Below are 16,215 nucleotides of genomic sequence, written 5' to 3' on the forward strand. Positions count from 1 at the left end.
TTCTAAAGTTGTATTGCCACTTTTAAGGATTCCCTTTTCATTCATTATACATTCGTTTTTGGCGTTTCCTCTTCATCATGAACACTTAATAAATTTTGCCATTTTTTATAAGGAGCACTATTTGGATCTACATAACCTTTCGCGTACGAACGACCCCACAATTGTTTAATAAACATTTCTTTCTCTTTCTTCGCAACCATATCAGCACCTGTACCGTAATAGTTTTGGAAATATAACTCAATTTCATCAAGGAATAATCTTAATAATTCATCAGAAGTTTCTTCTAACGTTGGGTCATATTTCGCTTCACGGTCATACATTAAAATCATATCTAAAATATTGTGGACATGCTCTTTACGAAGCCATCTAATATCTTGAGCACCTAATACAAACGGATGTGTATATAAATGTCCACCTTGTATCATCGCCTTTTCTTGTTCTTCTTCAAATCTGGACAAGATGTTTTCATAAATAAATGGGTTATGAAGCAATGCTCTGTGTAATTTATAACTTTCGCTTGAAATATTTTTCCCCATCGATTGAATTAAGAAGCTACGTCCAACGCCGTTATATTGATATACAAACTGGCCATCCACAGCAACTAAACTAATCCAACGATACATATACGCGTATAGAAGAGCGCGATTACATTTATCGTAATCCAACTTCGTTTGCGTTGCATTTAAGTCTGGCATGAATGCTGGTAAGTGCCAATACTTATCTAAATGCGGCGTTAAACTAGATTTTTTACTATTCAACTTGTTCACACGGCGATAGTATGACTGAAAATAATCACCTTTATCATTCATAAATCCATTTGCAATATGCCCTGAGGAAAGCTTAGGGAAGTCTTGCAACGATAAACCGTAATGCGCACGATAACAAATGACTTCAAATGGCGAAAAAGCTTCATGTACTGTATCTTTTTCTTTAAACATTTCTTGAATTAATTCCTCTTGTAGTTCTTTCTTTAAAGATGGATGTATACCCCAATATTGTAATTCCCTATGGTGGGAAACTTTCGGAACGAATGGACTTGCTAAATGGAACAAGTCTTCAATTTTTTCACGGACGTACTCATCACGATCACGCTTCTTATAATCCGCCTCTTTTCGTAACGCCTCAACGATATTCAGCTCTAATTTATCACGATAGCGTATTTGTAATTCATCGTAGCAATAACTTAGTATGTGCTCGCGATAAAAGTCTTCTACCTTTTTCGATTGAATCTCTTCTGTTTTCGCATCCCGGCAATATTCTCCGTATAAACTCATATAAATTTCTGCTGATATATCTTTCGGTAATACCCCTAAATTTAAATGTTGCTGCATATCTTGCCATATCTTTTCTTGCAACTTTTCTTCAGCTAATACGTATACATTCGTTGGGTTTGTTTTCCCTTCAAATTCCTTGCTTCGTTTTTGAATTTCGAACAATAAATTTTCACGTGTTTCGTGTAAATTATCAAAAAACCTTTCCCAATATTGAATCATTTTATTAACTGCTTGATATAGCGATTGATAAACGAGCTCTAATAGCATTTCTTTACGGTATTCGTTTAATTTGTGTACGTACTGCGTTACAATATCTTCAAATTCCTTTTTAAATAAACGCTGCTGGTTATTCATCATTTTCCCAAACCAACCTTGTTGCTGCGCAATTTCTACTCGGCGAACAGCTGTTACCGTCCCATCAATATTACTCACATTAAATTTCTTATCGTAGTTTTGAATTAAATTACGCTTTTGTTCATTATTTTCATGTAATCGATTCATTTTTTCTACTAACTGCTTTCGAATTTCATATAACATAAAACGAGCGGATACTGGATGAACAGGATCTGTTTTCTTTAAAAACCATGTATTTAGTTGATATGACTGTCCCTCAGAACCACTTGGTGAAAAACGGTCTGATTCAATCATGTCATATAAAAGTGTCGTTACATGTTCATGTACACGGCTCGGAATCGCATACGCATATAAACGAACTGCATGATCCACCCTTGCTACTTCACCTTTCATTTGTTCCATCATTTTCAGCTTCGCAGCCGAAATTTTACACTCATGCTGCAGACGATTTAATTCCTCGTCTTTTTGCACCGTACGCTGTACATAGCTTTCTACAGCTTCTAAAAACAGTTTAGATTTCGCAACACCAACCTTACCACCTTCTGCTCCCTCACGCGTTTCATTGTACATTTGTCTATAGAAAATATGAGCCTGTTCCGGACGAGTAGCAAGATGTTCTAAGTCTTCTAAATAACTTTTCCCACGCTCTGGCTTTTCACGCTGCATCCCACGTTTTACATCTTGATCATATCTTTGCTTTTTCTCTTGAAACAGTTGATCTAAATGAAGCCACGATTCATCTAAACCTTGCACTGCCCATTTTAAAGCACAATATTTTAACACGTGCTCATATGGATAAATAATCTTTGCCGTTCCTGCCCCGCAATATCGTCCTTTTCCGCTCGATTCTGCTAATTGCTGAATTTGATTATCTTCCTGTGCAAAATGATTTGCAGACATCGGACTAAATAACTGTAAATAAATCGTATTTGCCATTTGCTCCATATAATCTGATAAATTATGCAGATGGTGTCCGTGTAGATTTTCGTAATCGTATAAGAAACAATAATTGTACGGTAGATGGTGTTGTTTAATTGTGTGATTTGTTCTCCCGTCTTCATCTACTTGATCAGGTCGATATTCTAATTCAATCGTGACGCCACCGCGTTTTGATAATTCTCCAGTAGAGCCAAGTGTAATGGCATGTAATTCTTTTAGCGATGCATAGCCGTTTGCTTGCACCGTTTCAAACTCTTTTGCACTAACCGTTCTCGTCTTCACTAACACGTCCGGCATTAAAAACGCACCACGTATTAAAATGTTGTGATGTTGCAGTTTTTTCCGGAGCATTTCACGTAAATATAATGCAATTTGCAGAAACATCCCTGAACCTGTTCCGCCCGCTAGTGATGTTACGATAATAACACGCACTCCATATTCAGTTTGATCGCTTGTAACCGGAAAAATCTTCTCAATTTCTTGCCAAAAGGATGTCAATTTATCTTCTTTCATCGCAGCACGTAACGCTAAACGGGAAATGACGCGTAATTGTCCTGCCCCTTCTGTCAGCGGTTTATCAAGTATAGTCGGATCCATCGGAAACCACTCTGGAATCGTTGGGTCTCCCGCAATATACTCTCTTGGCGTTTTACTCGAACTCGTTTGTGTTTTAAACTTTCGAATATGATCAAATTTACTCAAAGTATTCACATCTGTATCAAATACGTGCATTGCTACTTTTTTTCGGCGCTCCTCAGGTAGCCTTTCATATATTTGATGTGTCACAGTACTACCGATTCCACCTAAACCAATTAATATCGTTGGAACTTGTAACGTCATGTGAACCACCTTCCTATTCTTGCTTGTTTGAAAAGAGGAGGGAAAATTAAAATCCCCCTCTTTGCCCTATCTACTATTCACACTCGTACCTGTAAATCTCTTTACCATATCCTCTATCAATTACTAAAAGTTCATTTGGATATAACGTCTTATGTTCCATTCCAACCTCATCCTCTGTTATAAACATCCCATCAATAATCATTCCTACTACTTGGGATTCTTTCGCTACAAATATCGATTTCGATCCTTTCTTTGCTATAAACGTAACGGATTGTACTGTCTTCCTTTCCGCTCTATACGGAATACCAAAATAATGTTTCCACCATTTATTTTTAAGTAATTCTGGCTCAGATTGATATAACCAATCTTTCGCTACTTCTTGATCCCATTCGTAATACAATAGTGCTTTCCGGTGAAATCTTGGACGGATAATCCATCCTAAAACGATTATTCCTACTACTAACAGTAATAAAGTGATAGGAATAACAAACTTAAAAATAAGCGCATACTTTTCATAGAACGGTGCATTTTGAATATGAAGTGATATTTTTTTCTTTACTTCTTGTAATTTTGAATCTTGCACTATGATGGTAGCTTCTACGGTGCCGGTATCTGTGAAATTGAATGTGTCGGAGTAATGAGGGCGAGGATAAATATAAATTTGATTACCATGTTGTTTTATTTCATAGTTGATTGATTGTTTAGATGTGACACCAGTAGATTTTAATAGTTTCTTTACAGCCTCTTCTGTCATCGGCTTACCATCTAACTGTGGTTGTATAATAAAAGGTTTACTATTCTCTAAATTTGTTACTTTTTCTTCATAATCTTTCGTTATCGTTTGCACTGATAATTTTGGCTTTTCCGTTACTTCGATTTTAAATTCTTTCGTCTGTCTGTAAAATCCCTTTATGTTCATATGAACTTTCCCGCGCACTAATCCTTTATCAGTCTTCGTTTCGTAGTAAAATACATGTTTTTTATCGTCCCACTTCATCGGGTACTGTTTTCCGTCTATTTCTACTTCTGCCTGAAAATATGAAGACTGAATTGGTAATTCCGTCGGCTTCGCTTCAATAACCGCGGTAACACCTTCGTACATTTTTTCCACATTTTTTTGACTACGATCATCTTTGTCATAAGTAGAAACAGTATAGTTAAGCGCTGGTTCAACTAGTACTTGTAGTCCTTCTTTCTCAATATCCTGGTCCACCTCTATCGTATAAGTTCCTGGTTTAATAACTTCCTGCTTTTCCGTACTAATATGAACTATATTTCCGAATAATTTCGCTTCTCCTGGTGCATGTATGGAATAGGAAGATTGTAATTGTAACGGTTTAGAAATTTGTGTGACCTGATAATCGGGCAGAGAAGGCGATTGTCGTACAAGCGTCATACGCTTTAATGGAAATGGTGTTGTAATCTCTACTTTCTTCCCTACTACTTTCGTTTTTACAATCGATTCAACAGAAGAGAACGGATCACGATTTGCAACTAATGCTGCCACTTGATTAACGCTTTTTACAATACCATCCTCTCCACTAGATGGCATCGTAACTCCGTTTATCTCTTTCTTCCATATTTCTTTAAACGTATTTAGTTGTGCCTTTTCTTGCTGCCCTAAATCCTCTTCCATCGTAATTAAAATTGGATGTAGTGATATCTTTTTTGCATCCATATCCTTCTTAAACTGTGCTAACTTCTGCAAGATTTGTTCTTTTCCGCCAACCTTATCTTTCTCTAAATCATTAAATGCCCCGTCAGTTAAGACAATAAGCCAAAATTCACGTTTTCCATCTATATCTGCTTCCTTTTTTATAGATTGCATCGCTGTTTCTACTGCGCTAAACGGAGTATTTAAATACGTCTTCCATGCCCCAATCCCCTCAATTTCTGTTTGTCTCTTATCCTTCGTTAACGAAATGTTTAATGGATCATTCGGCTTGCTCATTGGAACATAAGAAAATTTATCTTTTTCATCTAATAGCGCAACTAAACTTTGCAAAGCGTAATTGGCATATTTCCAGCGATCGTTATTTCTCATGCTGCCCGAATCATCATATACAAGTGAAACGACCCTTTCCTTTGCCTCCTCTCCTTTTGCAAAAGTCCAAAAAGGATGTAACCATATAAATAGAAACAACATGAATGTGGCACAAATTCGAATTTTCATGATGAGGCTTCGCCACCTTTGTAGACAAATTCCTATGTTTAAATTTATGAGAGGATACAAGATATATGACTTGTATTTTAGGACAACTAACACAGCATAACTTTATTATGTAAACAGTTTTATAAACTGAATATAATTCCTTCTAGCGTTTTTTATCTGATACTATAAGTAAAAAAAGCCTGTTTAAGCTCTACACTTAAACAGACTTTTCCTACTTTTCATATTGAAAACATATATCAAAAAGTTTGATTTATTGCTTCACATACACTTCAACAACCGGATTATCTTTATGATCCGCATGCATGCGTAAATTCTCTTCACTTGTACTATAAATACTAGCTAATAACATAATTGTTAGCACATTAGGAGTTTTTGCATCACTTCCGTATTTTCTTTCAAGTGCTTCTTTGTATTCAAAGTCCAAATCCCCCTGCACATATGTATACACTTCAAAACCATCTTCTAAATTGCAAACTACTGTATCAATAATATCTGCCCCTACTTGCTTCTTCATTTCCTCTCGCAATGCTTCAATAAATTCTTCCCACGGTACTTCGTATGTCTGAAACTGATCTGTAGATTTCATGCCTTTTCCTCCTTCTATATCCTCTTCCTATATTTCCCCTTTCCTATAACAATTATGATAGATAGGGCATTCGTACAAGCCGCACTTGTCCCCTTTACATATCGTATTACTGTAATGCGGAAGGAGGAAAGAACATGCATAGACAAAAATGTTATGATACGTGCCGACGTTATTTCGGTAAAGTCGTTCGCATTGAAGATCGTGATGGTCGCATTCATTTAGGTAAAATAATTGATGTGACAAACAGCTCTGTATGGATTGAGCCAGTGCAACAGCGCTCATCTTTTGATACAGGATTCGGATACTATGACGCATACGCAAACGGTGGTTGTGATCTTTGTGGCGGCATTAGCAGATGTGATAGTTGCGGATTTGGTTGTGGTGGTGGATTCAGCGGCTGTGGATGTGGCGGTCGTGGTTGCGGTAGTTGCGGCGGCTGGGGAGGCGGCGGTTGTGGATGGGGCGTCGAACTCGGATTTGGTTTCATCTTCGGAATTACATTAGCTGCATTATTTTTCATTTAACATAGTAAAGAGTTGACTACCTTTAGCCAACTCTTTACCTTTATTTTTCACATATAAAAATACGATGACCTAAAATATGTTGGTACATAAGTCGTACATTTTCATGCTGTACCCATGCCTCATATAATTCATTTGGAATATGCGAGGATACATTCCATTCTGGCTCTTCTATATAGCCAGAGATCGTTTCTGCAATAGTACCTCCGCCAGCAATAGTAACCCGCTTAAAGTTTGCTTTCTGAAATAATTGTACCCACTCACTCTCAGTTAATAATTCTTTCATCCCGTATAATTGAGCAATTTTTTCTTCCTCATTCTTATCAATGTGCCTATCAATAATCATTTCAATGACAACAAGCTTGCCATCCTTCTGTAGTACACGATAGCACTCCGAGATAACCCTTTCTTTCTCTGTAAAAGCGAGTATCGATTCTCCGAGTACAAACTCAAATGAGTCATGCAAACATGGTAATTGCTCTACACTTCCTTCAATTAATTGAATATCTATTCCTTCAAACGACCATCTATCTTTCGCCTTTTGAATCATAATCTCATTCTTTTCAACCGCCGTTACTTTATAACCACATTCTTTTGTCATGTACGCCGCTGTTTTCCCCGTACCGCAGCCGATTTCAAGGACATTTGCTCCATATTTAAAAGGCAATTGTGCTAACAATTGTTTTGTTAACGTAAAACCACCAGGATGAGCACTTCCTATTCCGTAATAAGCTAGGAAATCGATGTAAGCATTTCGTTCCATGGGATTCTCCCTTTTTTATTTTATATATTCGAGGAAGGAATAAAAGTGCATAGAAAAAGCATTTTCAAGTGCTTTAATACCGCAACTTGAAAATGCTTTTTCTTTTTATCCCACTATTCACCAGGCAACCTGATTAAAGTTTCACTTTATTAGTTCTCTTCTACATAAGCCCATTTAAAGCTATATTCCGGACTAATATTGTGTTTCACAATTCCCTTTATATTTGGTTTCATTACATATGATCTAGCATTTTGATATAAAGGTACAAGTGCTACATCATCCTCAAGTAACAATTTCTCTGCCTTCCCTAACTCTGTCCAACGTTTTTTTGCATCAGCCATCCATTCTGTCTTACTTTTAGTAATAATGTCATCATATTTTGAATTTGAATAGCTCATCTGGTTTTGTGAATTTTTTGTTTCAAACATATCAAGGTACGTCATCGGATCCGCATAATCCGGATTCCATCCACCATATGAAAAATCATAATCTTGATCTGATTCTAATTTTAGTTTTTGCTTAAATGGTTGCAGTTTAATATTTACTGTCACGCCTTTTAAATTCTTTTCAACTTGATCTTTTACATACTCCCCAACTTTTTTCGCATTACCAGTATCATAATTTAACAGTTCAATCGTTACTTGATCTTTTCCAAGTTCTTTTTTCGCTTCTTCCCAGGCTGCCGCTGCCTTTTTGGAATCTTGTTTTAAACCATTCTTGAACGTTTCTGCGAAATCTTTACCGTCTGGCCCACTCGCTAAACCTTTTGGTACTAAGTAATCCACTGGTTTTGAACCATCATTTAAAATAACATTCGTTAAAGCTTTCTTATCAATGGATAATGCAATTGCTTCACGTAGTTTTTTGCTCTTTAACGGTGTATCTTGCCCACCACGTTTTTGATTTAGACGTAAGTAAAACGTACTTGTTTCCGAATATGCGCCAAACTCTTCTTTATTATTTCTATACTTATCAACAAATTCACCTGATAAAAGTGCAAAATCAATCGCTCCTGTATCGTATAAATTCACTCTAGTAGCTGGTTCTTTTACTACACTATAGTTGATTTCCTCTAGTTTTACAGTCTTTTTGTCCCAGTACTGCTCATTTTTCTTTAATTTCCAGCCTTGCTCATGTTTCCAATCAGTAAGAACGAACGGTCCATTATATACCGTTGTGTCAGACTCTAAACCGAATTTATTCCCTTTTTCTTTTACGAACTTTTCATTTAATGGATAGTATGACGCAAATGCCATTAAGTTCAAGAAATATGGTACTGGTCTTTCTAGTTCCACTTCAAGCGTATAATCATCTGTCGCTTTTACACCTAATGTAGCAACTTCTGCTTTTCCTTGATTAATTGTTTCTGCATTTTTAATATAATAAGCAATAAATGCATATTCAGCAGCTGTTTTTGGATCTACTAGACGTTGCCATGCAAATACGAAATCTTTCGCTGTTACAGGATCACCGTTTGACCATTTTGCATCTTTCCGTAATTTAAATGTATACTTTTTACCATCCTCGCTTTTTGTGCTAGATTCTGCTACAGCTGGTATTGGCTTATTATCTTTATCAAGGCGATATAAACCTTCCATCGTATTCCCTAAAATTTGTGCGCCAAGTGTATCTGTACTTTTGGAAGTATCCATCGTCGGAATTTCATTCGTTTCTGTACGATTTAGCACTTGCTTCGCTGCATATTTTATATCAGATTTCTTCTCTTCCCCGCCATTATTAGACGTTGTAGTCGGTTTCTTCTCCCCACCAGATCCAGAAGAACATGCTGTTAACGCCATACTCATTGCTAAAACTGGCACTACAACTGCCGTCAGTTTTTTCATTTTTTTCTTCATTCTTGTACCCTCCCCAATTATATGTACGAAACTAACTTTGAGAGATTTTCTATGAACTTAGTTATTAATACCTGTTAATTACCTTCAGTTTTTAAGTTTTAATTTATAGTAACTCTGTATTTTACTATTACTACTATACGAATTCTCCCCCATCTACTATATGTCAGTACTACTTTTCTTATTCTTCTCTATTTAATTGAATAGAAAAAGAGCGTGTTAAAAGTAAATTATCTACTTTTAAACACGCTCCTTTTTATTATTTCCCTTCCGTTACATAAGCCCACTTAAAGCTATATTCTGGACTAATGTTGTGCTTTACAATACCTTTTACATTCGGCTTCATTACATACGCTCTACCTGTTTGGTATAAAGGTACTAATCCTGCATCTTCTTCAAGGAACAATTTCTCTGCTTTTCCTAACGTTTCCCAACGCTTCTTCGGATCAGATAATAATTCATTACCTGCTTTTGCTACCATTTCATCGTATTTTGGATTCGAATAACTCATTTGGTTATATGGGCTCTTCGATTCAAACATATCAATAAATGTCATTGGATCTGAATAATCTGGGCTCCAACCTGCAAACGAAACTTCATAATCTTGCGCTGACTCTAATTTTAGTTTTTGTTTGAACGGCTGAATTTTCGTGTTAACCGTTACACCTTTTAAGTTTTTCTCAATTTGATCTTTAAAGTAGTCAGCAATTTTCTTCGCAGTTCCATCATCATAGCTTAGTAATTCAATTGTCACTTGGTCTTTTCCAAGTTCTTTTTTCGCTTCATCCCAAGCTGCTGCACCTTTTTTCGGATCATATTTCAGACCATTTTTAAATGTATCTTGGTAATCTTTACCGTCTGGTCCTGTCGCAAGTCCTTTTGGCACTAATTGATCTGTTGCTTTTGAACCGTTATTTAAAATAACAGTTGCTAATCCTTTTTTATCAATTGATAATGCGATCGCTTCACGAAGTTTTTTGCTCTTTAACGGTGTATCTTGTCCGTTACGCTTTTGATTTAAACGTAAGAAGAATGTACTCGCTTCTGAATACTCACCGTACTCTTCTTTGTTTGATTTATATTTATCAACGAATTCTCCTGATAATAATGTGAAATCAATTGATCCTGTATCATATAAGTTTACTTTCGTCGCAACTTCTTTTACTACACTATAGTTAATTTCTTCTAATTTTACAGTCTTATTATCCCAATACTTATCATTTTTCTTTAGCTGCCATCCTTGTTCATGTTTCCAAGAAGCCATCACAAATGGTCCATTATACAACGTTGTATCTGCTTCTAAACCGAATTTATCTCCTTTTTCTTTTACGAACTTTTCATTTAAAGGATAGTAAGATGGGAACGCCATTAAATTCAAGAAATATGGTACTGGCTTTTCTAATTCTACTTCTAGCGTATAATCATCTACCGCTTTTGCTCCTAAATCTGTTAGAGGTTTTTCACCTTTATTAATTGCTTCTGCATTTTTAATATAGAAAGCAATAAACGCATATTCTGCAGCTGTATTCTTATCGAGTAAACGCTGCCATCCGTATACGAAATCTTTCGCTGTTACAGGGTCACCATTCGACCATTTTGCATCTTTACGTAATTTAAATGTATATTTTTTGCCATCCTCGCTTTTCGTACTAGATTCTGCAACAGCTGGGATTGGCTTATTATCTTTATCTAATCGATATAAACCTTCCATTGTGTTCCCTAAAATTTGAGAACCCAACGTATCAGTAGATTTTGAAACATCCATCGTCGGAATTTCTTGATTCTCTGTACGATTTAACACTTGTTTCGCTGCGTATTTAATTTCAGATTTTTTCTCTTCCCCACCACCACTAGACGTCGTAGTTGATTTCTTCTCCCCACCAGATCCAGAACACGCTGTCAACGCCATACTCATCGCTAAAACTGGCGCTACAACCGCCGTGAACTTTTTCATCTTTTTCTTCATTTTTGTACCCTCCCCAATTATATGTACGAAACTAATTTTGATAGATTTTCTAATAAACATTTATCAGAAAATTCTTATTAATTAATATTCTACTAATTTTTCAGATTTTGTAAAGTTATTTTTAAAATATTCTAAAAATTATTTTTTTGTGATAGTAACAATTGTTTTTTTCTATTATCACTATATAGATCCTTCCTTATATCTATTAGTTTATTTACATTTTGTTTCATAATAAAAGAGCATTCCAAAAGTAAATCGTCTACTTTTGGAATGCTCTATCATTTTATCTTACTATTGTGAACGATGAGATTCTCACTACAAAATACGCTAAGAAACTTATATTCATCCACTTACAGATAGTATTACTGCTTAAAATTATTTTCCACCTTTTTCAGTGATATATGTCCATTTGAAGCTATACTCTGGACTAATATTATGGTGAACAATGCCTTCTACATTTGGCTTTTTAACATAAGCATCACCACGTTGATATAAAGGTACAAGTGCTACATCTTGCTCAAGAAGTAATTTCTCAGCTTTTCCTAGCTCTTCCCAACGTTTCTTCGCATCACCCATTAATTCAGTGCCAGCTTTTTTGATCATATCATCATACTTCGGATCAGCGAAGCTCATTTGGTTATGAGAATGATTAGACTGGAACATATCTAAGAATGTCATTGGATCTGCGTAGTCAGGTCCCCAACCAGCATATGATAAATCATAGTCTTGCTCTGTTTCTAATTTCAGCTTTTGTTTGAATGGCTGAAGTTTAATATTAACAGTTACACCTTTTAAGTTTTTCTCAATTTGATCTTTTACATATTCCCCAACTTTTTTCGCATTACCAGTGTCATAGTTTAATAGCTCAATTGTAACTTGATCTTTTCCAAGCTCTTTTTTTGCTTCATCCCATGCAGCTGCTGCTTTTTTCGCATCTGGTTTAATACCATTTTTAAATGTTTCTTGGAAGTCTTTACCGTCTGGTCCAGTTGCTAATCCTTTTGGTACTAAGAAGTCCGCAGGTTTAGATCCATCATTTAAAATAACATTTGCTAAATTCTTTTTATCGATTGAAAGTGCGATTGCTTCACGTAATTTTTGGCTCTTTAACGGTGTATCTTGTCCGCCACGTTTTTGGTTCATACGTAAGAAGTAAGTACTTACTTGTGAGTATGTGCCAAATTCTTCTTTATTACTTCTATACTTATCAACGAATTCACCTGTTAATAGCGCGAAATCAACTGCATTTGTATCATATAAGTTTACTCTTGTAGCTACTTCTTTTACTACGCTATAGTTAATTTCATCTAGTTTTACTGTCTTTTTATCCCAATATTGATCGTTTTTCTTTAGTTTCCAGCCTTGCTCATGCTTCCAATCAGTAAGAACGAACGGTCCGTTATATACTGTTGTATCAGACTCTAAACCGTATTTATCCCCTTTTTCTTTTACGAACTTCTCATTTAATGGATAGTACGATGGGAATGCTACTAAGTTTAAGAAGTATGGCACTGCTTGTTCTAATTCAACTTCTAAAGTAAGGTCGTCTACTGCCTTTACTCCTAGTTCAGTTACAGGTTTTTCCCCTTTATTAACCGCTTCTGCATTTTTAATTGGGAATGCGATAAATGCATACTCAGCAGCTGTTTTTGGGTCTAATAGACGTTGCCATGCATATGCGAAATCTTTCGCTGTTACAGGATCACCATTTGACCATTTTGCATCTTTACGTAATTTGAATGTATATTTTTTACCATCCTCACTCTTCGTGCTTGACTCTGCCGCAGCTGGGATTGGTTTGTTATCTTTATCTAATCGATATAAACCTTCCATTGTGTTCCCTAAAACTTGAGAACCTAATGTATCAGTATTTTTAGAAGTATCCATTGTTGGAATCTCATTTGTTTCAGTACGATTTAGTACTTGTTTCGCTGCTAATTTTTCTTCTGATTTACTATCTCCGCCAGAGCTAGAATTTGTGCTTGTTTTCTTATCTCCACCTGATGTAGAACATGCTGTCAATGCCATACTCATTGCTAAAACTGGTGCTACAACTGCTGTTAGTTTTTTCATTTTTTTCTTTTTCACTTTCTGTACCCTCCCTAATTCTTAACGCTCTCATTTAAGAATTTTCTGATAATTCTGTTTTTCTTTATATATTTATCAGAAGATTCTTATTAACTATTATTCTACTAATTTTTTGAGTTTTGTAAAGTGTTATTATTGAAAATTTTTAAAAAATTATTTTTTTACAGTAATATTCATAAAAATTCCATACTCTTTCGAAACACTATACCTCATTGAATTCTATGTATTGATTTAATAGTCTTTACATCCCTTCACTATAAAACACTTGTAAATTATTGTTAATAAATAATGTATATCGTAACAAACCTCTTTTCTACAAAAATAAAAAAGTCAGCAAAGCTGACTTTTTATCCGGCCATTTTCTCTCTTTTCATTTCTTCTACTACTCTCCTATACTTCTCATCATCAAATTCATTTTCACTTTTTGCAACAACTACAGTCGCAATGCCGTTACCAATTAAATTGACGATAGCACGCGCTTCTGACATGAAACGATCTACGCCAAGTAATAGCGCTAACCCTTCTAACGGGATAACATTCATTGCAGATAAAGTAGATGCTAATACAATAAAACCTCCACCTGTTACTGCTGCTGCACCTTTCGATGTAACTAACAAAATAGCTATTATAGTTAATTGTTGACCTAGTGAAAGATCGACGTGAAAGACTTGAGCTAAAAATATTGTTGCCATCGATAAATAAATTGTCGTTCCATCTAAGTTAAAAGAATATCCCGTCGGAATGACTAAACCTACTACCGGCTTCGAACATCCGAAGTCTTCCATCTTTGTCATCATTCGCGGCAGTACTGATTCTGATGATGATGTCCCAAGTACGATAAGCAATTCTTCTTTAATATGAATTAAATATTTCCATAAGCTAAAATTATACATTTTACAAATGAAATTTAAAACAATAAAAACAAATAATGCCATTGTCGCATATACGCAAATCATTAATTTACCAAGCGGTATTAATGTACTTAAACCGTATTTTCCAATTGTAAACGCCATTCCACCAAACGCCCCAATAGGTGCCAATTTCATTACAATTGATAATATGTTAAAGAATACTTTCGATAACCTATCAAAAAAGTCAATAACAGGTTGTCCATTCTTTCCAAGCATCGTTAACCCTGCACCGAATAAAATGGAGAAGAACAGAACTTGTAAAATATCACCTTTTGCAAATGCTTCAAACATGTTAGACGGCACAATATGTAAAAAGAAGTCCATCCACTTCATTTCTTGCCCGCTTTGTACATATTGCGAAACATCTCCGCCCTTTAGTTTCGAAGGATCTAATCCATCTCCGGGACGTACAACATTCGCTACGATGATACCAATAATTAAAGCCGCTGTTGTCACGATTTCAAAATATAATAGTGCCTTACCACCAACACGACCTACCTTTTTCATACTTCCCATACTTGCAATACCAAGCACAATCGTTAAAAAGATTATCGGTGCAATAACCATTTTAATCATATTGATGAACGTTTCACCAATTGGCTTCATCTCTTGTCCAACACTAGGCCAAATGGTCCCTACTGCAATACCACATATAATTGCCACAATAACTTGGAATGTTAAATTCTTTACAATTCTCATTTTTAATACTCCCCTGTTTCTTTCATTTCTCCTATACGATTTCAATAATTGCTAATGATGTATTTTATGTAATATCCCCCCTGCTATTTAACTTAAACTACATTATTATGTTACACTATTATCCGTAATTTGGAAATAGTATATAATATTCAAGTTTAAATGTCACACTATTAAACATAATAAAAAAGCAGACATTATGCCTGCTTTAATTCTCCTCAATCTGCTTTTCACTTAATCCTAGATGTGTTCTAAGCGTATTACTTAAACTCTGCAAATCTTTTTTATTAGGGTTATAATAATATACACGCTCCCCATTTGGACCGTTAGGTAAATATAAATCATCACCAGCTAATTGTATTTTTTCAACTGAACCGTTTAAACCGTATTTATAAAAAGATAAAATATCATCCATTACTAAATTTGTTTTAAAATCGCCGTCAACCGCCTCAACTATTTTTTCTAGCTTCGTAATAGAGCCTACACTTTTTAATTTACTTAACATCGCTTCAATAACAAGCTGTTGGCGCTGTCCTCTCATTGCATCACTATCAATATGACGCGTTCTTGCCAGTGCAAGTGCTTCTTCCCCTGTTAATTTTTGTAGTCCTTTTTTCAAATGAATCGCGTCAGGTTCATCTTTACTATTTTGCTCCGTAAATTCAACTGGGACATTTACTTCAATCCCATCTAATCCATCAACAATTTTAGTAAATGCATTAAAATTAAACTTCACAAAATAATCAACAGGCACTTGTAACAATTTTTCTACCGCTTCCATTGAAGCTTGCGGCCCTCCATCTTTACCATTTTTAACGAAACCACTTCCATATGCATGCGTTATTTTATCTTTTTTCTTTTCAACTGGAACATATGTGTATGTATCACGTGGTATACTCGTTAATTTCACTGTCTTATCATCTTTATTAAAAGTAGCTAACAGTAGCGCATCTGTATGAAATGCACCATTATACTCCTTTTGTCGTTCTTGATTTTCATCAATGCCCATAATTAAAAGTGAAACATTATTTGTAATCGGCTTTACGGCTTTCTCACGTAAATTTGATTTTTCACCGCGTGCTAAATTCAAACTAGATTTTTGTACGAGATTAGAAGTTTTCATATACACATAAGCACCATATCCCACTCCGCCAAATAATAATACTACTAACAATACACTTAGTATCATTGTTTTCTTATATTTTCTTTTATTTTTCTTTTCTCTTGAAGAGGTATTCTCCATATATTTCC

At 35.3% G+C, this 16,215-nt stretch carries 10 protein-coding genes; 1 reads left to right on the forward strand and 9 read right to left on the reverse strand.

Annotated features, from left to right (window positions below; all coding sequences use genetic code 11):
* Positions 1 to 44 precede the first annotated feature (44 nt).
* The 3 genes from ACTFOB_RS09620 to ACTFOB_RS09630 form a co-directional block, all read right to left on the reverse strand.
* Positions 45 to 3,407, reverse strand: a complete 3,363-nt coding sequence (locus tag ACTFOB_RS09620) for a tubulin-like doman-containing protein (RefSeq protein ID WP_440025644.1) — start codon at positions 3,405 to 3,407, stop codon at positions 45 to 47.
* 73 nt (positions 3,408 to 3,480) lie between these two features.
* Positions 3,481 to 5,580 carry a vWA domain-containing protein gene (locus ACTFOB_RS09625; RefSeq protein WP_440025643.1) on the reverse strand — a complete coding sequence of 700 codons (2,100 nt, stop codon included), beginning with the start codon at positions 5,578 to 5,580 and terminating at the stop codon, positions 3,481 to 3,483.
* Between the two features lie 250 nt (positions 5,581 to 5,830).
* Complete coding sequence (locus ACTFOB_RS09630; RefSeq protein WP_440025642.1) at positions 5,831 to 6,166, reverse strand: hypothetical protein; 336 nt, start codon at positions 6,164 to 6,166, stop codon at positions 5,831 to 5,833.
* A gap of 134 nt (positions 6,167 to 6,300) precedes the next feature.
* Between ACTFOB_RS09630 and ACTFOB_RS09635 the strand changes: the two genes are divergently transcribed.
* Positions 6,301 to 6,690, forward strand: a complete 390-nt coding sequence (locus ACTFOB_RS09635) for a hypothetical protein (RefSeq protein ID WP_151634227.1) — start codon at positions 6,301 to 6,303, stop codon at positions 6,688 to 6,690.
* A 40-nt stretch (positions 6,691 to 6,730) separates the two neighbouring features.
* Here ACTFOB_RS09635 and ACTFOB_RS09640 read toward each other — a convergent pair whose 3' ends face one another.
* The 6 genes from ACTFOB_RS09640 to ACTFOB_RS09665 form a co-directional block, all read right to left on the reverse strand.
* Positions 6,731 to 7,450 (reverse strand): class I SAM-dependent methyltransferase, encoded by a 720-nt coding sequence (locus ACTFOB_RS09640; RefSeq protein ID WP_440025641.1) that lies wholly within the window; start codon positions 7,448 to 7,450, stop codon positions 6,731 to 6,733.
* Between the two features lie 149 nt (positions 7,451 to 7,599).
* A complete protein-coding gene (locus ACTFOB_RS09645; protein ID WP_440025640.1) occupies positions 7,600 to 9,306 on the reverse strand; it encodes a peptide ABC transporter substrate-binding protein in 1,707 nt (568 codons plus the stop codon).
* Between the two features lie 256 nt (positions 9,307 to 9,562).
* A complete protein-coding gene (locus ACTFOB_RS09650) occupies positions 9,563 to 11,269 on the reverse strand; it encodes a peptide ABC transporter substrate-binding protein (RefSeq protein WP_076539361.1) in 1,707 nt (568 codons plus the stop codon).
* Between the two features lie 375 nt (positions 11,270 to 11,644).
* Positions 11,645 to 13,357 carry a peptide ABC transporter substrate-binding protein gene (locus ACTFOB_RS09655; RefSeq protein ID WP_440025639.1) on the reverse strand — a complete coding sequence of 571 codons (1,713 nt, stop codon included), beginning with the start codon at positions 13,355 to 13,357 and terminating at the stop codon, positions 11,645 to 11,647.
* Positions 13,358 to 13,704: 347 nt separating this feature from the next.
* On the reverse strand, positions 13,705 to 14,967 hold the full coding sequence (locus tag ACTFOB_RS09660; protein ID WP_440025638.1) for a dicarboxylate/amino acid:cation symporter: 1,263 nt from the start codon (positions 14,965 to 14,967) through the stop codon (positions 13,705 to 13,707).
* Between the two features lie 205 nt (positions 14,968 to 15,172).
* Positions 15,173 to 16,207, reverse strand: a complete 1,035-nt coding sequence (locus ACTFOB_RS09665) for an LCP family protein (protein ID WP_440025637.1) — start codon at positions 16,205 to 16,207, stop codon at positions 15,173 to 15,175.
* Positions 16,208 to 16,215 lie beyond the last annotated feature (8 nt).

It is taken from the genome of Bacillus cereus group sp. MYBK79-1, assembly GCF_051915365.1.
Taxonomy (GTDB): Bacteria; Bacillota; Bacilli; order Bacillales; family Bacillaceae_G; genus Bacillus_A.